General features: G+C 64.4%; 17 protein-coding genes and 1 pseudogene. 11 read left to right on the plus strand and 7 right to left on the minus strand.

Going from position 1 to position 18,421, the window contains the following annotated elements:
• Positions 1-9: 9 nt before the first annotated feature.
• Positions 10-1,023 carry an acyl-CoA thioesterase gene (locus Q4E25_RS07400; RefSeq protein WP_303155928.1) on the minus strand — a complete coding sequence of 338 codons (1,014 nt, stop codon included), beginning with the start codon at positions 1,021-1,023 and terminating at the stop codon, positions 10-12.
• 33 nt (positions 1,024-1,056) lie between these two features.
• Between Q4E25_RS07400 and Q4E25_RS07405 the strand changes: the two genes are divergently transcribed.
• The 3 genes from Q4E25_RS07405 to purM are packed head-to-tail and all read left to right on the plus strand — an operon-like array spanning position 1,057 to position 4,087.
• Entirely contained in the window at positions 1,057-1,461 is a 405-nt protein-coding gene (locus Q4E25_RS07405) for a sterol carrier family protein (RefSeq protein ID WP_303155931.1), read from the plus strand.
• Between the two features lie 34 nt (positions 1,462-1,495).
• Positions 1,496-3,022: an amidophosphoribosyltransferase gene (gene purF / locus Q4E25_RS07410; RefSeq protein ID WP_303155967.1), complete on the plus strand. Its 1,527-nt coding sequence runs from the start codon at positions 1,496-1,498 to the stop codon at positions 3,020-3,022.
• Positions 3,023-3,034: 12 nt separating this feature from the next.
• The gene (gene purM, locus Q4E25_RS07415; RefSeq protein ID WP_303155933.1) at positions 3,035-4,087 is read left to right on the plus strand and encodes a phosphoribosylformylglycinamidine cyclo-ligase; all 1,053 of its coding nucleotides are present in this window, start codon (positions 3,035-3,037) and stop codon (positions 4,085-4,087) included.
• 153 nt (positions 4,088-4,240) lie between these two features.
• Here purM and Q4E25_RS07420 read toward each other — a convergent pair whose 3' ends face one another.
• Positions 4,241-4,441 (minus strand): DUF3073 domain-containing protein, encoded by a 201-nt coding sequence (locus Q4E25_RS07420; RefSeq protein ID WP_303155934.1) that lies wholly within the window; start codon positions 4,439-4,441, stop codon positions 4,241-4,243.
• 194 nt (positions 4,442-4,635) lie between these two features.
• Positions 4,636-5,718, minus strand: a complete 1,083-nt coding sequence (locus Q4E25_RS07425; RefSeq protein WP_303155936.1) for a folate-binding protein YgfZ — start codon at positions 5,716-5,718, stop codon at positions 4,636-4,638.
• Between the two features lie 30 nt (positions 5,719-5,748).
• Here Q4E25_RS07425 and Q4E25_RS07430 point away from each other — a divergent pair, with 30 nt between their 5' ends.
• On the plus strand, positions 5,749-6,627 hold the full coding sequence (locus Q4E25_RS07430) for an aminodeoxychorismate lyase (protein ID WP_303155939.1): 879 nt from the start codon (positions 5,749-5,751) through the stop codon (positions 6,625-6,627).
• Between the two features lie 24 nt (positions 6,628-6,651).
• On the opposite strand, the pseudogene Q4E25_RS07435 reads toward Q4E25_RS07430, so the two are convergent.
• Positions 6,652-7,287, minus strand: a pseudogene (locus Q4E25_RS07435) (FABP family protein); the annotation flags it as partial.
• A 53-nt stretch (positions 7,288-7,340) separates the two neighbouring features.
• Between Q4E25_RS07435 and Q4E25_RS07440 the strand changes: the two are divergent.
• Entirely contained in the window at positions 7,341-8,375 is a 1,035-nt protein-coding gene (locus tag Q4E25_RS07440; protein WP_303155942.1) for a diacylglycerol kinase family protein, read from the plus strand.
• A gap of 23 nt (positions 8,376-8,398) precedes the next feature.
• Here Q4E25_RS07440 and Q4E25_RS07445 read toward each other — a convergent pair whose 3' ends face one another.
• Positions 8,399-9,244, minus strand: a complete 846-nt coding sequence (locus tag Q4E25_RS07445; RefSeq protein WP_303155944.1) for a DUF2993 domain-containing protein — start codon at positions 9,242-9,244, stop codon at positions 8,399-8,401.
• 78 nt (positions 9,245-9,322) lie between these two features.
• Between Q4E25_RS07445 and mshD the strand changes: the two genes are divergently transcribed.
• From mshD to pstB, 5 genes are all read left to right on the plus strand, one after another.
• Positions 9,323-10,270, plus strand: coding sequence for a mycothiol synthase (gene mshD, locus Q4E25_RS07450; RefSeq protein WP_303155945.1), 948 nt, complete (start codon positions 9,323-9,325; stop codon positions 10,268-10,270).
• A 222-nt stretch (positions 10,271-10,492) separates the two neighbouring features.
• Positions 10,493-11,602 carry a phosphate ABC transporter substrate-binding protein PstS gene (gene pstS, locus Q4E25_RS07455; RefSeq protein WP_303155947.1) on the plus strand — a complete coding sequence of 370 codons (1,110 nt, stop codon included), beginning with the start codon at positions 10,493-10,495 and terminating at the stop codon, positions 11,600-11,602.
• Between the two features lie 121 nt (positions 11,603-11,723).
• Positions 11,724-12,773: a phosphate ABC transporter permease subunit PstC gene (gene pstC, locus Q4E25_RS07460; RefSeq protein WP_303155948.1), complete on the plus strand. Its 1,050-nt coding sequence runs from the start codon at positions 11,724-11,726 to the stop codon at positions 12,771-12,773.
• Positions 12,774-12,788: 15 nt separating this feature from the next.
• On the plus strand, positions 12,789-13,700 hold the full coding sequence (pstA, locus tag Q4E25_RS07465; protein WP_303155949.1) for a phosphate ABC transporter permease PstA: 912 nt from the start codon (positions 12,789-12,791) through the stop codon (positions 13,698-13,700).
• 34 nt (positions 13,701-13,734) lie between these two features.
• The gene (pstB, locus tag Q4E25_RS07470; RefSeq protein WP_303155951.1) at positions 13,735-14,508 is read left to right on the plus strand and encodes a phosphate ABC transporter ATP-binding protein PstB; all 774 of its coding nucleotides are present in this window, start codon (positions 13,735-13,737) and stop codon (positions 14,506-14,508) included.
• 103 nt (positions 14,509-14,611) lie between these two features.
• On the opposite strand, the gene Q4E25_RS07475 is transcribed toward pstB, so the two are convergent.
• Both Q4E25_RS07475 and dusB read right to left on the minus strand, forming a co-directional pair.
• Positions 14,612-15,340 carry a phosphate uptake regulator PhoU gene (locus Q4E25_RS07475; protein WP_303155953.1) on the minus strand — a complete coding sequence of 243 codons (729 nt, stop codon included), beginning with the start codon at positions 15,338-15,340 and terminating at the stop codon, positions 14,612-14,614.
• Positions 15,341-15,430: 90 nt separating this feature from the next.
• Entirely contained in the window at positions 15,431-16,585 is a 1,155-nt protein-coding gene (gene dusB, locus Q4E25_RS07480; RefSeq protein WP_303155956.1) for a tRNA dihydrouridine synthase DusB, read from the minus strand.
• Positions 16,586-16,766: 181 nt separating this feature from the next.
• Here dusB and Q4E25_RS07485 point away from each other — a divergent pair, with 181 nt between their 5' ends.
• Positions 16,767-18,269, plus strand: coding sequence for a succinate CoA transferase (locus tag Q4E25_RS07485; protein ID WP_303155958.1), 1,503 nt, complete (start codon positions 16,767-16,769; stop codon positions 18,267-18,269).
• Positions 18,270-18,421: the final 152 nt, after the last annotated feature.

An 18,421-nucleotide genomic window follows, 5' to 3' on the forward strand; every position in this document is an offset into this window, starting at 1 on the left:
AGTGCGGCGCTAGTCGATGTGCTGGTGGTTGGGGGCCACCACCAGCGGCTTCGGGGAGTACTGGCCGCGCAGGCCGCGCAGGATTCCGGCGTGTTCCCACAGGCGCTTGTCCTCGTCGGTGCGCGGGGTGAACTGGCGGGCAGCCAGTGCATTCCAGTCACTATCCATGGCCATGTAGGCCACGGTGGCGTGGATGGCTGTCTGCAGCTGCTCGCGGCCGCCGCGCGGGTTGCCGGAGCGCACGTGAATAGACATCTGCATCGAGCGGGTATCGGTGCGCATCATGCGGGCATCGACCTCGATGAGATCGCCGATGTGAATCGGGCGGTAGAAGCGGATGCCGCCGGCATAGACCGCCACGGTGTGCTCGCCGGACCACTCCATGGTGCAGGCGGTGCCGGCCTCGTCGATCCACTCCATCGCGGTGCCGCCGTGCACGTTGCCGCCCCAGTTGACGTCGGTGGGCTTGGCCAGGAAGCGGGTGACCATGCGGGGGGCGTCGGAAGGCCCGTCGTAGGTCTGTTTTTCCATCTCCGCCTCGATGGCTTTGCGCAGTTCGATGCGGGACTCGGCGGCCTCCCACACGCGGCGGTGCTCATCGGTCTCCGGCACGAAGGTGGGCACCGGGGTGGGCCGGCCGGTATCCGGATCCTTGGCCACGAAGATCACCAGGCAGTCGCACGCACGGGTAAAGATGCCCTCACGCGGATCTGCGGAGAGCACCTCGTTGACGATGTGCATGGAGGAGCGCCCCGTCATGGCGATACGCGAGCGTACCTCTACGATGTGGCCGGAGGGGATGGGGCGAGTGAAGTGGATGTGGCCCACGTAGGCGGTAACACAGTAGGTGCCGGACCACTGCACCGCGCAGGCATAGGCGGCCTTGTCAATCCACTCAAGGACGCGGCCGCCGCCGATGCCTTGGGCGCCCGCCAGGGTGATGTCGGTAGGCGCGGCCATGAAACGCAGCGTGATGGAGGGGGACTTTTCGTTGTTCACGTCATCCGTAAGAATAGGAGGCATGGCTAAAAAGCTATCAGTAAGGACGCTGAAGAAATGAAGAAGCCCGTCGATCCACACGCCACCCGCGCGGCCGTTGAGGAGATCCGGGAGTGGATCCTCACCCCCGACGAGGTGGAAAAACCTGGTAGGGCCGCGCTGGCTGCAGCCACCCGTACTACCGCCCGCACGCTGGAGGCCGACGCCCCCGGGCACTCCGTGGAGCTGCGGGTGCCCCCATTTGTGGCCGTTCAGTGCATCGAAGGACCCCGCCATACCCGCGGCACTCCGCCGAATGTGGTGGAGACCGATCCGCTGACATGGCTGCAGCTGGCCACCGGCGCGCTGGGCTGGCAGGAGGCGGTGCGCTCCGGCAAGGTGGACGCCTCCGGCTCCCGTTCTGGGGAAATCGCCGCCTGGCTGCCCATCATTCCGTTAGTTTCCACAGGCCAAAACAGCTAGGATAAGCGCCGTGATAGCTGAACACGATCCCCGTATCACTAACCCTTCCACCGACCGCGCTGATGATCTCGCTAATCACTCGGCTGATCATCTGGATGATCACAACGAGCCCGAACCCCGTGAAGAATGCGGCGTGTTCGGCGTGTGGGCGCCGGGCGAGGAGGTCTCCAAGCTGACCTACTTCGGCCTCTTCGCGCTCCAGCACCGCGGCCAGGAGGCCGCCGGCATCGCCGTCGGTGACGATGACCGCATCGTCGTCTTCAAGGACATGGGCCTGGTGGCCAACATCTTTGACGAGTCCATCCTTTCCTCCCTGCAGGGCGACGTAGCCGTGGGCCACACCCGCTACTCCACCGCGGGCGGCAAGGAGTGGTCCAACGTGCAGCCGATGTTCGGCACCTCGCCCAGCGGCGTGGACATCGCGCTGGGCCACAACGGCAACCTGGTCAACTACCTGGAGCTGCGCGAGGAAGCCGTCAAGCGCGGCCTGGTCAAGCCTGCCGAGGAATCCGTCTCCGACTCGATGTGCCTGTCCATGCTGCTGGCTGATGGCGTCAATGAGAACAACTCCGTCTTCGACTCCGCCCGCCAGCTGCTGCCGCGCGTCAAGGGCGCGTTCTGCCTGACCTTTACTGACGGCCACACGCTTTACGCTGCCCGCGATCCGCACGGCGTGCGCCCGCTGTCTCTGGGCCGTCTGCCCAAGGGCTGGGTTGTGGCCTCGGAAACCTGTGCGCTGGACATCGTGGGCGCACAGTTCATTCGCGAGATCGAGCCGGGCGAGCTGGTGGCTATCGACGAAGCCGGTATCCGCTCCGAGAAGTTCGCCGAGCCCACCCGTCACGGCTGTGTATTCGAGTACGTCTACTTGGCGCGCCCCGATACCACCATCAAGGAGCGCTCCGTCAACGCTACGCGCGTGGAGATTGGCCGCCGTTTGGCGCGCGAGTACCCTGCCCCGAACGCCGAGCTGGTCATCCCCGTGCCGGAGTCCGGCAACCCGGCCGCGGTGGGCTACGCCCGCGAATCCGGCATCACCTTCGGCCACGGCCTGGTGAAGAACTCCTACGTGGGCCGCACCTTCATCCAGCCCACCCAGTCCCAGCGCCAGATGGGCATCCGCCTCAAGCTCAACCCGCTGCGCGAGGTCATCGAGGGCAAGTCCATCGTGGTGGTGGATGACTCCATCGTCCGCGGCAACACCCAGCGCGCGCTCATCCGCATGCTGCGCGAGGCCGGTGCCGCCGAGGTGCACGTGCGCATCGCCTCCCCGCCGGTGAAGTGGCCGTGCTTCTACGGCATTGACTTCGCCTCCCCGGGCGAGCTCATTGCCAACGCCAATCCCTCCGAGGATTTGGACGCGGTGTGCAAGACCATCTGCGACGCCATTGGCGCGGACACCCTGGGCTTTGTCTCCATCGAGGAGATGGTGGAGGCCACCCAGCAGCCGCGCACCGAGCTGTGCACCGCCTGCTTCGACGGCGTCTACCCCCTCGGCCTTCCGGCCGGTAACCCCAATGCTGAGGCCGTGCGTACCCTGCAGGGCTCGACTACCAAGTAAGGAACTTCCACCATGAGCGAAAACACCTACGCAGCCGCCGGCGTCAGCATCGAGGAAGGCGACCGTGCCGTCACCCTCTTCGCGCCGCACGCTAAGCGCGCCACCCGCCCGGAGGTCATGGGCGGCCTCGGCGGTTTTGCTGGCCTGTTCAAGCTGGGCAAGTACAACGAGCCCATCCTCGCCGCTGGATCCGACGGCGTGGGCACCAAGCTGGCCGTGGCCCAGGCCATGGACAAGCACGACACCATTGGCATCGACCTGGTAGCCATGTGCGTGGATGACCTCGTGGTCTGCGGCGCCGAGCCGCTTTTCCTGCAGGACTACATCGCCGTGGGCAAGGTTGTGCCGGAGAAGGTTGCGGAGATTGTCAAGGGCATCGCGGAGGGCTGCGTGCAGGCCGGCGCCGCGCTGCTGGGCGGCGAGACCGCCGAGCACCCCGGCGTGATGGGCGAGGACGAGTATGACGTCTCCGCCACCGCCGTGGGCGTTGTGGAGGCCGAGGAGCTGCTGGGCCCGGACAAGGTGCGCGACGGTGACGTGCTCATCGCCATGGGCTCCTCCGGCCTGCACTCCAACGGCTACTCCCTGGCCCGCTACGTCCTGCTGGAGCAGGCTGGCCTGCCTCTCGACGGCTACATGGAGGATCTCGGCCGCACCTTGGGCGAGGAGCTTCTGGAGCCCACCCGCATCTACGCCAAGGACTGCCTGGCGCTGACCGCCGAGTGCGCGGTGTCGACCTTCTGCCACGTCACCGGCGGCGGCCTGGCCGGCAACCTGGAGCGCGTCATTCCGGAGGGCCTGACTGCTGACGTGAACCGTTCCACCTGGACCCCGGGCCAGATTTTCAAGACCATCTCCTCTGTGGGCAAGGTGGCCCTGGAAGAGATGGAGAAGACCTTTAACATGGGCGTGGGCATGATCGCCGTTGTCTCCCCGGAGGATCGTGAGCGCGCTCTGGCCATGATGGCTGCCCGCCACGTTGAGGCCTGGGAGCTGGGTACCGTGCGTGAGTCCGCCGAGGGCGAGCCGCGCGTCATCATGCACGGTGAGCACTCGAACTTCTAGCGGTAGACACAGCTGAGGCGCATACACTTAAGGCCGATACTCCGGAAGGGGAGTATCGGCCTTATTCATACAACTGCGATGACCGGGTTGAGCTCCGGCTGTGCAATGTATGGGGCAGCGGGGAAGCTCCGCTGCGTGAGGAGCTCTCAGCGCTTAGCGCTCGTCCTCATCGTCATCATCATCCGCCCAGCGGTCGACGTACTCAGCGTATTCGTCGTCCTCATCGTGAGCGGAGTTGCCCGCGTTCTGGGAGGCAAGCTCCCGCTGGAGCGAATCCAGATCCATCTCGGGCGAATTGTACTTCAACTGGCGTGCAACTTTGGTCTGCTTTGCCTTTGCGCGTCCGCGTCCCATGTGCATGACCCCCTTGAGGTGTGTAGGGCAGTCCAGGGATTCTCGGACGCCCCATCGGCTTAATCAAATGTATATCTTCCTGTTAGACACAATAGCCTGTGTGACGAAAAAATTCCGAACTACCCCCTAGCAGCGCCGAAAATAGTGGTAAGAGTCGCTTTAAGCTAAAAAAGAGCACATTGCCACTGCTTGACCTACTTGCCGCGCAGCTTATCCACGGCGGCGCGACCGGCCTTGGGGCCTTCATCATCCGGGATGGAGTCCTCTTCCACCGAGGCGGCGGTTTCACCGATGAGAAGCTCGGCGCCCTGCGCCAGCGCGCTGCGCTTGACCAGCCCCAGGGCGATGGGGCCGTAGTCGCAGTCCTCAACGATGGTGCCCATCCGGCCCACGCGGCGCCCGCCGAGGGTGATCTCCGCACCGATCTGCGGGGCAGTGGGGGCGGAGCCGTCGAGATAGAGCATGACCAGCAGGCGCGGGGAGCGGCCGAGGTTTTCCACCCGCGCCACGGTCTCCTGCCCGCGGTAGCAGCCCTTGTTGAGGTGCACGAAGGCCGGGTTCTTCTCGGGGCCCTCCCCACGGGAGATCCACTGCGGAACCTCGTGGGCGATGGTCTTTGAGTCCAGGTCAGCGCCGAATTCGGGCTCGCGGGCGCGCACGCGCTCGGCGGTATAGGCCATCAGGCCCGCCAGTGTGCCGCCGGCGGCCTCGAGCTCCTCCACGGCAGAGGCTAGCTGTGCGCGCGGAACAAGGAAGTCGGTGCGGGACACCCCCAGCCACTGCACGGGGCGGGTGAGCACGGCGGCCTGCGGTGCGGGCAGCGCAGCGCCCAGCACGGTGACTACGGCGAGATCGGCCTCCTCCACGGTGACCTCGGACCAAAAGACCATCGTGGTGAGGAAGTCCAGGAGGGAATCGAACTGCGCGGCCGAGACATCGAGGTAAAAGGCCGTGCCCTGCCGGCTCACATTCATCTGGTGCAGCACGTGACCCTGGATGTCCAGGTCGAGGGCGCCGGCGTGGAAGCCATCGGGGGCGTCGTCAAGCTTCTGCGAGAGAAGATTGTTGAGGAAGACGGCGGCGTCCGGCCCATCGACCTTGAGCACGCGGCGCTGCGAGCGGTCGATGATGGCCGAGCCAGTCTCCGCGGCTCGCTGCTCTACCAGCGGGTTGCCGTAGTGCCAGGCCACCCCGAGGGCATCGAGAAGCTCAGCAGCGCTGGCATCCTGCAACTGGGCGGCGGAGGGACGGGAAAGAAGCGGCGAAGAGTAACTCACGCCCTCCGATGGTAGGGCATAATCAGGGATATGGACTTCACGCGCAGGAAAGAGCCGGTCATCTATGTAGTGGAACCCTACGGAGGCTCAGTGCGCAGACACATGCCCTCCCTGCCGCTGGTGTATTGGGATGACGCCGCCGTCACCCGCGGCGACGGCATTTTTGAGTCCCTCCTCGTGCGCGGCGGCAAGGTAGCCAACCTCCAACGCCACGCGCAGCGCTTCGTGCAGTCCGCCAAGGCGCTGGATCTGCCGGAGCCCATCATGGAGAAATGGGAGGAGGCCACCCGCCTGGCCGTGACCGAGTACTGCGGGGAGGCCGGCGAGGACTGCGAGGAAGCCAAGTGCACGTGGACCTATACCCGCGGGCGGGCCTCCACAGGCCACCCCAGCGCCTGGGTGGTGGTCCAGCCCATCGACCCCACGGTGGTGGCCCAGCGCGCCAGCGGTGTCAAGGTCATGACCACCCCGCGCCTGTGGCAGGTGGCGGAGGAGCTGCCGGCCAAGACCCTCAACTACGCCGCCACGATGGCCACCCTGCGCCTGGCGCGTGAGCGTGGCTTTGACGACGTCATCTTTACCACGCCCGAGGAGGGCCTGGTGCTGGAGGGCGCGACCTCCACGGTGGTGGCCGTCAAGGGAGAGAAGCTGCGCACCCCGCTAGCGCCCGGGATTCTGCCGGGCACCACGCAGGAGGCGCTCTTCGAGTACGCCCAGCAGCAGGGCTATCGCTGTAAGGCCAAGGAAATGACCGTGGAGGATCTGCTGCGTGCGGACTCGCTGTGGCTGGTTTCTTCCGTGCGCACCGCCGTGCGCGTGACCAAGCTCAATGACAAGAAACTGAAGGCCCCGGAGGGCCACGATGTGGAGGCCATCCGGGACCTGATCGATGCTGCGCTCGCGCGATAGCGCGGATCCGGTTCTAGCGCGATAGCCAGCTACGCGGGTCAGTTCGGCGGACATGTAGGGGCGCATTTCGCCGTCGATAAGCCGCTCGTCCACCCAGCCCAGGTTGTTGTTGGGCATGAGGCCGTACATGCGCTTGCCCGGGCCCAGATTCTTCGGGCCGGTCTCGGTGACCATCGTGGAGGCGGACTCGAGCTGCCAGGCGCGCTCGTTGAACAGCGAGCCGTAGAAGATCTCATTGATGCCGTTGGAGGAGGTGTAGGTGACCTCCAGCTCGTCCTTGGGGGACACGCGCCAGAAGCCGTTCTCGCGCACGTCGGTGCCGGCCGGGTTGCCCTCGGAATCGATCTTCCATGTGCGCGAGGAATAGGTCAGGTAGTTCTCGCCATCGTGGGCGATGATGAGCTGCTGGCCAAAGGCGTACTGGTTGCCGTCAACATCGTGGGCCTGGCCCTCGCCCTGCCACACACCAACCAGCGGCAACAGGGCCAGGAGGCCGTCGTGCAGCGAGGGGCCCTGACGCAGGTTGGCGGTGTCGTGCGGCAGGGGGTTCTCTGCCACCTCGATGGCGGGGATGTTGCGAGAGGCGGCGTCCTTCCAGGCCTCAGCGGCCTGGTTCACGGCATCGTTGCCGTTGATCTTGGGAGATTGGTTTTCGCTCATGGGCAACCAGCCTAGTCGTGTGCGGGCGTCAGAAACCACTAGGCTAGGGGGTCATGCGAGCGTTGATGATTTCCAACCCGAACTCGACGAGCCAGTCCGCGGCCATGTTCCGGCAGGTGTTGCCGGTGCTGCGGGGCGTCGAGGGGCTGCACCTGCGCGCGCAGTTCACCCACTACGCCGGCCACGCCGAGGAGATGGTGTGCGGCTTAAGCCGCGAGGACTACGACGTCATCGTGGTCTTCGGCGGCGACGGCACCGTCAACGAGATTGTCAACGGGCTGCTCGGCCCGGTGGGGCACCAAGCCCCGCGCACCCACGAGATTCCGGCGCTGGCGGTGATTCCGACGGGCTCGGCCAACGTCTTCGTGCGCGCCCTGGGCTTTCCCAACACCCCGGTGGAGGCCGCGCATGTGCTGGCGCGCTTGCTGGACAACGATATTCGCCGTGAGGTTTCCCTGGGCACGTGGAATGAGCGCTGGTTCGCCGTCAACGCGGGTTTTGGCATCGACGCCGACGTCCTAGCACGCGTGGACCGCGCCCGTGAGAAGGGCTTTGCCGCCACCCCGCTGCGCTACCTCGCGGTGACCTGGCAGACCTACGCGCGCGCCCGGATCACCCCGCCGCGGATTACGGTGCGGGCGGGTTCCCACGACGGCGCGGACTTCGTGGCCCACAACGTGCCGCTGATGTTTACCTCCAACACCAACCCGTGGACCTTCCTCGGCCCGCTGCCGGTGGTGACCAACCCGCGCAATTCCTTTGAGAAGGGCCTGGCGCTCTTTGGCGTGGCCTCCCTGGGCGGAGTGAGTGGACTGGTGGGTGTCATGCACCTGCTGGGCGTGGATCAGCGCCACTACCTGGCCAAGATCACGGATACCCGTATCTTGCCCTTCGAGGACGCCGAGTGGGTGGATCTCTCCTGCCCGGTTCCGCACCGCTTCCAGGCCGATGGCGAGCTGGAGGGGGAGTTTTCCCACGTGCACTTGGAGTCCGTGCCCAATGCCTTAGAGGTCTTCGCGCCGAAGGATCCGCGCCCGCCGCACCAGCGCAGCTGGCGTGAGGTGCTCAGGGATTTGATCTCTATCTAGCCCTCGCTGCTGGCTGAAGGTTTTTAGTCGCTGGTGTTTCGGCGCCAGCTCGGCGGGGTGGTGGGCGCGCTGCCCACCTCCGAGGCGGTGTCCTCGGCCTTCTGCGCGGCATCCTCGATGGCCTTTTGCTCCGAGCCCTCGATCTCCAGCGGGGAGAGCTGGGCGGCCTTGAGCGTGATGTTGCGGCGCTGCACCTCGAAGGTGATGGAGCCGCCCTGCAGCTTCACCGAGGTGGCCTGGGCGGGAAGCGGCAGTTGGCGGGTATCGAAGTTGAGGCCAAAGGCCTTGTGCAGGCGCTCGTCGTCGGTGCCGTAGACCTTCATGTGGAAGTGCTCGCCCACCAGGCGCAGCGTGACCTTGGCCGTAGACTTGTGTGTATCCCCCGGCAAGGTGCCCGTCAGCTCCGCCTCCGCGGAGGGCCCACCCATGGGGGAAATGTCATCGGGATTGGCAATGGAGAGATCCGTGATCCCCAGCAGCCGGCCCAGCGCCACGCCGTCGAGGCTGATGCTGCGGCTGTAGGTGGATACCGGTGAGCCCTCGAAGTCCCCGCTAAAGAGCTGCTCGGGCCGGATGGTGATATCGCGCAGGGTGGTCGAGGCGTTGACCATGCCCAGTTTGGGCACCTCGACGTCGGTGGACTGCACCTCCATGTAGGGAATTTCCTTGGTGAAGAACGCGGCGCTCACCGGCAGTCCGCCGATGTAGACGTTGGGGCTATCCTCCAGGCGCGAGGTCTTCTTGGCACGCTGGGATACCTGATGTTCTGCGTGCATCGCCACGGTGGAATCGGCCAGCCAGGCGCCGGCGACGACGGCCACGGCCACACCGAGGTGGGCCACGTGGCGGTTGATACGGAGAACAGTCACCTTTCTATTTGTACCGCACGTACCCTGGTAGCCATGAATACGGAAGGCATGAATACCGAAGACGTGAATACACCGAACGTGAGAATCGAATCCACCACGCTGCCGGAGAACCGAAAGCTGGCTCAAGGTGTGGCCGCGCTGGCGCGCGAGGCCGAGCAGGCCGATGGCATCGCGCCGCTGTCCGAGCAATTCCTCCTCGGTCTGGAGGACACCCGCCTGGGCCACCGCCACCTGGTGGCCAGCGCGGGCGAGACGCTGCTGGGCGCGGCCGCGTGCGACGGCGACCAGGTGGAGATGGTGGTGCACCCCGAGCACCGCCGCGCCGGGGTGGGGCAGGCGCTTTACGATGCCCTTTCTTCCCACACCTCACTCACCTCGCCGCAGCTGTGGGCCCACGGCAACCTGCCGGGCGCGCAGGCGCTGGCCACCAAGAACGGATTAGAGGTGGTGCGCACCCTGCTGGTCATGGCCATCGAGGGCGCGGATCTGCAGAAGGCCGCAGAGCTGCCCACGGTGGAGGGCATGGAAATCCTCAACTACGCCGAGTCCGTGGAGCGCTGGGGGCGCGAGCGCGTGGAAGCCGAGTGGCTGCGCGTGAACAACGAGGCCTTCTCCTGGCACCCGGAGCAGGGCGGCTGGGACATGGAGCGCCTGCACCGCGGCATGGAGGCCGAGTGGTTTGACCCGCAGGATCTCATCTTCCTCTGGGAGGCTGAGGGTGCGTCAGCTGGGGATAAGACAGCTGGAGATAAGGCAGCGGGGGAGAGCCCCCGGCTGGCCGGCTTCCATTGGACCAAGTGGCACGGGGGCTTCGGCGAGGTCTACGTCGTGGGCCTCGGTAGCGACTTCCGCGGGCGCGGCCTGGGCGCGCCCTTGCTCTCGGCGGGGCTCAACCGCATGCAGTCCAAGGGCGCGGAGCGGGTGATCCTTTACGTCGAAGAGGACAACGCCCCGGCGGTCAAGGCCTACGAGCGCCTAGGCTTCCAGATCGCAGAATCCCACTGTGTGTGGGCAAAACGTGACTAGACTCACCGGCCACGCGGACAAATTCACCTGCTGTTCACCTGAAGATACCTTTGCGGTTAACCCGCCGCGGATAGCTTTACTTCCCGTGAGTTCATCACGCCCGTAATTGGGCGCCTCAAGGAGGGGCTTCCACGGGGGTCTCCAGGCGGGGCTTCCAGGAAGGGGATGTGATGGCCTCGGATTGAAACATTCTCTTCTTATCCGCACCGGAAAGGTTTCCCTGTGATTCGCAACTTCAAGCGCTCCGCCGCAGTACTTGGCCTCATCGCCGCAACCTCCACCGCACTCGTTGCCTGCTCCGAGTCCTCTGACTCCGCTTCCGGCGGCGCTGAGGGTGGCGATTCTTCCGTTTCCGGCGACCTCTCTGGTGAAGGCGCATCCTCCCAGAAGTCCGCTATGTCCGTCTTTGAGAAGGCCTTCCTGGGCGCTTACCCGGACGCTAACTTCTCCTACACCTCCTCCGGCTCCGGCGCTGGCGTCAAGGCCTTCACCAACGGCACCGTTGACTTCGCTGGTTCTGACTCCGCTCTGAAGGAGGACAAGGGCGAGGTTGAGGCAGCTAAGGAGCGTTGCGAGGGCAACGACGCATGGCACCTGCCCACCACCATCGGCCCGGTGGCCATCGCCTACAACCTGGGAGACACCGAGGTCAACCTCTCCACTGATACCCTGGCCAAGATCTTCAAGGGCGAGATCACCAAGTGGAATGATGACGCCATCAAGGCTGAGAACGAGGGCACCGACCTTCCGGACAAGGACATCACCGTCATCTTCCGCTCTGACGAGTCCGGTACCTCCGATAACTTCCAGAAGTTCCTCTCCACCGCCACCGGCAACTGGGACTCCGAGGGCAAGCAGTTCCCGGACTCCGTCGGCGAGGGTGCTAACGGTTCCTCCGGTGTTGCTGACCAGGTCGCTTCCATCGAGGGCGCTATCACCTACGTCGAGGCTGGCTACGCACACCAGAAGGAAGCTGACGGCGTCAAGATTGCCAAGATCGACTTCGGCAACGGCCCGGTTGAGCTCTCCAACGAGTCCGTCGGCGTTGCTCTGGACAACCTGAAGTTCAAGGAGACCAACTCCGAGCACGACATGGTCGTTGACTCCGAAGCCCTCTTCTCCTCCAAGGATGACGGCGCTTATCCGCTCATCCTGACCACCTACAACATCGTGTGCTCCGCTGGCTACGATGAGGAGACTTCCGCTCTGGTCAAGGCCTTCTTCAACACCGTCCTGGATAACCAGAACGCTGACCTCGAGGCTGCTGGCTTCATCCCGGTCTCCGGTGACCACCTCGAGCGCCTGAAGGCTGCCGTCGAGGCCATCCAGTAGCCTTCAGTACTCTGAAGTGCACTTCCGCCCCCAAACCGCCCCGTGTGAGCGACTTTGGGGGCGGTGGTATGTCCCACATTTGAGAATTTAAGCTTTTCGTTGAAAAGGATTTCGTAGTCTCATGGCAGACAACAACCTCACCACGGCGTCGTCAGCCGAGCAGGGTGCCCCAGTAGCAACCCAGCCCGGGCTGAGCACCACTGACGCCTCGCAGGCAGCCCTGGGTACCGACTCCAAGGCGGTCAAGCGTCCCGGCGACCGCGTCTTTGAGTTCCTCTCCACCGCCTCCGCGACCCTCATCACCGTGATGATCGCGGCCATCGCGGCCTTCCTGCTGTGGCGCGCCATTCCCGCGCTCGCGGTGAACGAGGGCGGCCTCGTCGGCTTCTTTACCTACGGTGGCCGTTGGGACACCAACGACACCGACGCCATGCAGTTCGGCATTCCGACGCTCTTTGGCAACACCGTGCTCATCTCCGTGGTGGCGTTGATTATCGCCATGCCGGTCGCGCTGGGCATCGCAATCTTCCTGTCCAACTACGCACCGGCCCGCCTGGTCAAGCCGCTGGGCTTCCTGGTGGACATGCTCGCCGCCGTGCCCTCCATCGTCTACGGTCTGTGGGGCTGGCAGGTCCTCGGCCCGGCGCTGTCCAAGTTCTACACCTGGATCGAGTCCTGGGGCGGAAGCTTCTTCCTCTTCAAGGTCTATGACAACTCCCCGAACTTCTCCACCGGCCGCAACATCCTCACCGGTGGCATCGTGCTGGCCGTGATGATCCTCCCGATCATCGCCGCCACCGCACGCGAGGTCTTCGTCCAGACCCCTCCGGGCCAGATCGAATCTGCGCTTGCCCTGGGTGCCACCCGCTGGGAAGTCATCCGCATGACCGTGCTGCCCTTCGGCATGTCCGGCTACATCGCCGGCTCCATGCTCGGCCTGGGCCGCGCGCTGGGTGAGACCATGGCGCTATACATGGTTGTCTCCCCGCTCATCGATTTCCGTTTCTCCCTCTTCGACGGTGGTACCACCTTCGCCACCGCGATTGCACTGGCCGCCGCCGAGTTTGGTAACGAGATGCGCGCGGGCGCCTACATCGCCGCCGGCCTGATGCTGTTCCTGCTGACCTTCCTGGTCAACGCCATCGCCCGAGCCATCGTGAAGAAGAAGTAAGGAGCGGCAGTACCAATGACTACCAAGACTGACGCAATGCCGGCTTCCTCCGGCCCCACCTTCCTGGACATTTCTGCCGGGCGCAAGCTGACCAATAACATCGCCACCGTCATCGTGTGGGCGATGATGATCCTCGCCATGATCCCACTGGTGTGGGTCCTGTGGGAGCTCATCGCGCGCGGCTCGGGTGCCATCCTGCACGCCGACTGGTGGACCACCTCCCAGCGCGGAATCCTCGATACCGAGGCCGGCGGCGGTGCCGCCCACGCCATGGTTGGTACCTTCGTGCAGACGGTCATCGCCACCATCATCTCTGTGCCGATTGGCATCTTCACCGCCATCTACCTGGTGGAGTACTCCAAGGGTGGCTGGCTCTCTCGTGTTACCACCTTCATGGTGGACATCCTCTCCGGTGTTCCCTCCATCGTCGCGGCGCTCTTCGTCTTCGCCATGTGGATCACCCTCTTCGGCTTCGACCGCTCCGGTATGGCCGTGGCCCTCTCGCTCGTGCTGCTCATGATTCCGATCGTCGTGCGCAACACCGAGGAGATGCTGCGCGTGGTCCCCATGGATCTGCGCGAGGCCTCCTACGCGCTGGGCGTTCCCAAGTGGAAGACCATCGCCCGCATCGTGCTGCCGACGGCCCTGTCCGGCATCGTCACCGGCATCATGCTGGCCGTGGCCCGCGTCATGGGTGAGTCCGCACCGGTGCTGGTGCTCGTGGGCTCGACCTCCTCCATCAACTGGGACGCCTTCTCCGGTGCTCAGTCGTCGCTGCCGCTGATGATGCTGGACATGTACAAGTCCGGTGCCCAGCCGGCAGTGCTGGACAAGCTGTGGGGCGCGGCACTGACGCTGGTGCTCATCATTGCAGTCCTCAACATCGGTGCTCGCATCATCTCCGCGAAGTTCTCCGTCAAGAAGTAATCACACCCCCGCACAATCACAGGAGCAACCCCTCATGTCCAAGCTTGAGCTCAATGACGTGAACATCTACTACGGCGATTTCCACGCCGTGCAGAACGTCAACATGCACATCCCGGCCCAGGCCGTCACCGCCTTCATCGGCCCGTCTGGCTGTGGCAAGTCCACCGTGCTGCGCACCATCAACCGCATGCACGAGGTCATCCCCGGCGCCACCGTCAAGGGCGAGATTCTTCTCGACGGCCAAAACATCTACGCCCCCAAGGTTGACCCGGTCTCCGTGCGCAACACCATTGGCATGGTCTTCCAGAAGCCGAACCCGTTCCCGACGATGTCCATCGAGGAAAACGTCGTCGCTGGCCTCAAGCTGGCGGGTGAGAAGAACAAGAAGAAGCTGAAGGAGGTCGCCGAGAAGTCGCTGCGCGGCGCAAACCTCTGGGACGAGGTCAAGGACCGCCTGGATAAGCCGGGCGGAGGCCTCTCCGGTGGTCAGCAGCAGCGTCTGTGCATCGCCCGCGCGATTGCCGTGGAGCCCGAGGTCCTGCTCATGGACGAGCCCTGCTCGGCCCTGGACCCGATCTCCACCCTCGCCGTGGAGGACCTCATCCACGAGCTGAAGGAAAACTTCACCATCGTCATCGTGACCCACAACATGCAGCAGGCCGCTCGTGTTTCCGACAAGACCGGCTTCTTCTCCCTGGAGGCCACCGGCCGCCCGGGCCACCTGGTGGAGTTCGATGACACCACCAAGATCTTCGAGAACCCCTCCAAGAAGGACACCGAGGACTACATTTCCGGCCGCTTCGGCTAATCCTCACGGCGACGCGGCCGGCAGGCCGCGTGCTTGACGACGCCCACCCACACAGCCACCAGAGACCGTGTGCGGTGGGCGTTGTTCTATTTGGAGCGCTCCTCTAGCGGTAGAACTGGCGCTCGAGCTGCTGCATGCGAGCCTCGAATTCGGCGTCTTTCTGCTGCTCGTCGAGCTTGGCCATGTACTGTTCGGGGTCCAGGCCGGTGCTGAAGTAGATGAGGCGCCCGGCCACAGACACGCAGTGGTCCCCGAAGCGCTCGTAGTAGCGGGTCAGCTGGGCAGTCTCCACGGCCTCGCGCACGCTGCCGCGCCACTCGCGCTGGGTGAGCAGGGTGAGCAGGTGGTGGTTGATGTCGTCCACAGCGTCGTCGTCAGTAGCCATGCGTAGAGCCACGTCCGGGTCAGGGTCCACGAGGATCTCGCGCAGGCCGTGGGACATGTCCGCAATCAGGCGGGCAAATTCCTCAAAGTAGCCCATATAGTCCGACGGGACCACTGGCTGCGGGTGGCGGCGCCGGGCGGCAGTGGCGATGTGCTGGGCCAGCCGGCCCATGCGGTAGAGATCCTCCACGATGTAGATGGAGGTTACCACCTGGCGCAGGTCCTTGGCCATGGGGTTTTCCAGGGCCAGCAAGGACACGGCGCGCTCTTCGCAGCGGCCGCGGATTTCATCGAGATCGTCGCGGAGGGAGAGTGCTTCCTCGGCAGGTTGCAGGGCAGCTTCGAGGAGGGCCTCGGAGGCCTGAGACATGATCGTATTGACGGTATCGCACAGAATGATGAGATCGTGTGCGAAGTTGTCCATCTGTTCACGGTAAGCGACGCGCATGTGCAGAACGTTAGCGCATTTTTTGGTCTAGCGCGCGTCAACGTGACCCCCTCCACGCCTCTAGACCAAATATGAATTATCTGTCAACTGTTAGCCGCCGGAGTGCATGATCTCTGCGCCGACCGGCACAGTGGAGTCCTCGGGGTCATCCAGCCAGCCCTCGGGCAGGACCACCTTGGCCGGTGAGCCTTGGCGCCCGCGGGGACCATCGGCGTCGTCGGCAAGCGCGGTGGACTCCGCCCACGGTGCGAGCAGCTCGCGCAAATTGTCTATGGACTCCACCTTGGACATCCCCGCGCGCACCGAGCCGCCCACCGGGAAGCCGCGTAGGTACCAGCCCACGTGCTTGCGGATATCGCGGCTGGCGTGACGTTCGCCGTCGTGCTGCGCCAAAAGCTCGGCGTGGCGGATCATGATGCGCGTGACCTCGCCCAGGGTGGGTTCCGGCGGGATGGGCTCGCCGCGCAGCTCGGCGGAGAGCTCCGGGAAGAGCCACGGGCGGCCCAGGCAGCCGCGCCCGACGACGACACCATCACAGCCCGTCTGCTCCATCATCTCGCGTGCATCGGTGGCCTTGAAGATATCGCCATTGCCCAACACCGGGATGCCGGTATCCGCCAGGTGCTCCTTGAGGCGCGCGATCTCGCCCCAGTCGGCGTGGCCGGAGTAGCGCTGCGCGGCAGTGCGGCCATGCAGGGCCACGGCGGCCGCGCCCTCCTCGACGGCGATGCGTCCTGCGTCGAGGTGTGTGTGGTGTTCGTCGTCGATGCCCACGCGCATCTTCACCGTGACCGGGATGTCGGTGCCCTCGGTGGCCTTGACCGCGGCGGCGACGATGTTGCCAAAGAGGCGTCGCTTGTACGGCAGGGCAGAACCGCCGCCACGGCGGGTCACCTTAGGAACCGGGCAGCCGAAGTTCATGTCGATGTGATCCGCCAGGTTCTCATCCACAATCATCTTGGCGGCCTGGTAGGTGTACTCCGGGTCCACGGTGTAGAGCTGTAGCGAGCGCGGATTCTCGTCCGGGCCGAAGGTGGTCATGTGCATGGTCTTTTCGTTGCGTTCCACCAAGGCCCGCGCGGTAACCATCTCGCACACGTAGAGCCCGGAGACCGTACCGGTCTTTTCGATCTCCTGCTCGCGGCACAGCGTGCGGAAGGCAACGTTGGTAACTCCCGCCATGGGGGCAAGGACCACGGGGGAGTTGAGCTGGATTTTTCCGATCGCAAGATTCACGTCGCTCATTGTGCGTCGTGGGGCAATGCGCAAGCAAGTCCAGGCACCTGAACAAAACGGGTGTAAATATTGGGTACACACTTTTGTGAAGATTTCTGTAAATCTTGTGCGACTTCGCTAGTGTGGTGCATGTAACTAAACGGGCATGGCCGTAACCTGGGTCGTGCCTTTCTTCAAAGGAGGCTTAATCTTGTCCGATAGGATTGCATACGCGCCGTTTAAGGAGCTCGTCATGAGCGCTGACGAGGCCGCGAAGTTTGTCAACCACGGTGACCGCGTGGGCATCTCCGGCTTTACCGGTGCTGGTTACCCCAAGGCTCTGCCGACGGCCATTGCTCACAAGGCCAAGGCCGCACACGAGAAGGGCGAGGAGTTCGCCATCGACATCTTCTCCGGCGCCTCCACCGCCCCGGACTGCGACGGTGTTCTGGCTGAGGCCGACGCTATCCGCTTCCGCTCCCCGTATAACTCTGACCCGACCCTGCGCGGCAAGTTCAACGACGGTTCCGCCCTGTACCAGGACGTGCACCTCTCCCAGTCCGGCCAGCAGGTTGAGGAGGGCTTCTACGGCGACTTCCAGCTGGCCATCATCGAGGCCGTGCGCATCACCGAGGACGGCAACATCATCCCGTCCTCCGCAGTGGGAAACAACCTGGAGTACATCGAGGCCGCAGACAAGATCATTATTGAGATCAACGAGTGGCAGTCCGAGCACCTCGAGGGCATGCATGACATCTACCGCATCGAGAAGCTGCCGAACCGCCAGCCGATCCCGATCACCAAGCCGGGTGACCGCGTAGGTACCCCGTTCATTGAGATCCCTAAGGAGAAGGTCGTCGCCGTTGTCGAGACCAACGCTCCGGACCGCAACGCTCCCTTCAAGGCGCCGGATGCCATCTCCGAGAAGATCGCCGCCAACTTCATCAACTTCCTCGAGGGCGAGGTGGCCGCTGGCCGCCTGGAGTACGACAAGTTCATCATGCAGTCCGGCGTGGGCAACGTGCCCAACGCCGTGATGGCCGGTCTGCTGGACTCCAAGTTTGAGAACATCCAGGCCTACACCGAGGTTATCCAGGACGGCATGCTCGACCTTATCGACGCCGGCAAGATGACCATGGCTTCAGCCACCTCCTTCGCGCTCTCCCCGGAGTACGCGGAGAAGATGAACGCTGAGGCTGAGCGCTACGCCAAGCACATCATCCTGCGCCCGCAGCAGGTCTCCAACCACCCGGAGGTCATCCGCCGCGTGGGCCTGATTTCCTCCAACGGCATGATTGAGGCCGATATCTACGGCAACATCAACTCCACCAACGTCGGCGGCTCCCGCATCATGAACGGCACCGGTGGCTCTGGTGACTTCACCCGTAACGCCTACATCTCTACCTTCGTGTCCCCGTCGGTGGCGAAGGATGGCGCCATCTCCGCCATCGTGCCCTTCGTCTCCCACACCGACCACACTGAGCACGACGCTATGGTCATCATCACCGAGTACGGTGTCGCCGACCTGCGTGGCCTGGCTCCGACCCAGCGCGTGGAGCGCGTCATCTCCGTGGCACACCCGGATTACCGTCCGTTGCTGGAGGAGTACTTCGAGCGCGCCAAGAAGAACAAGTTCCAGCACACCCCGCACGATCTGAAGACGGCCTTCGACTTCCAGATCCGCTTCGCTGAGAAGGGCGATATGCGCGGCTAAAACGCACGCGTGAGGGCTCCCGCCGCACTGGCGGGGGCCATTTCCTTTTCTTGAGCTTGACCTACTAAGATGGTTGGGCGTTGGGCCTTTAGCTCAGTTGGTAGAGCTACGGACTTTTAATCCGCAGGTCGCGGGTTCGAGCCCCGCAGGGC

It is taken from the genome of Corynebacterium sp. (genome assembly GCF_030532325.1).
GTDB lineage: Bacteria > Actinomycetota > Actinomycetes > Mycobacteriales > Mycobacteriaceae > Corynebacterium.

Bases quoted from the DNA above. Each gene is read 5' to 3' on its own strand.
- Q4E25_RS07440 (WP_303155942.1), top strand. From the start codon at position 7,341: ATGCGAGCGTTGATGATTTCCAACCCGAACTCGACGAGCCAGTCCGCG.
- Q4E25_RS07400 (WP_303155928.1), bottom strand. From the start codon at position 1,023: ATGCCTCCTATTCTTACGGATGACGTGAACAACGAAAAGTCCCCCTCC.
- dusB (WP_303155956.1), bottom strand. From the start codon at position 16,585: ATGAGCGACGTGAATCTTGCGATCGGAAAAATCCAGCTCAACTCCCCC.
- Q4E25_RS07475 (WP_303155953.1), bottom strand. From the start codon at position 15,340: ATGCGCGTCGCTTACCGTGAACAGATGGACAACTTCGCACACGATCTC.
- purM (WP_303155933.1), top strand. From the start codon at position 3,035: ATGAGCGAAAACACCTACGCAGCCGCCGGCGTCAGCATCGAGGAAGGC.
- Q4E25_RS07420 (WP_303155934.1), bottom strand. From the start codon at position 4,441: ATGGGACGCGGACGCGCAAAGGCAAAGCAGACCAAAGTTGCACGCCAG.
- Q4E25_RS07430 (WP_303155939.1), top strand. From the start codon at position 5,749: ATGGACTTCACGCGCAGGAAAGAGCCGGTCATCTATGTAGTGGAACCC.
- Q4E25_RS07405 (WP_303155931.1), top strand. From the start codon at position 1,057: ATGAAGAAGCCCGTCGATCCACACGCCACCCGCGCGGCCGTTGAGGAG.
- pstC (WP_303155948.1), top strand. From the start codon at position 11,724: ATGGCAGACAACAACCTCACCACGGCGTCGTCAGCCGAGCAGGGTGCC.
- pstB (WP_303155951.1), top strand. From the start codon at position 13,735: ATGTCCAAGCTTGAGCTCAATGACGTGAACATCTACTACGGCGATTTC.
- pstA (WP_303155949.1), top strand. From the start codon at position 12,789: ATGACTACCAAGACTGACGCAATGCCGGCTTCCTCCGGCCCCACCTTC.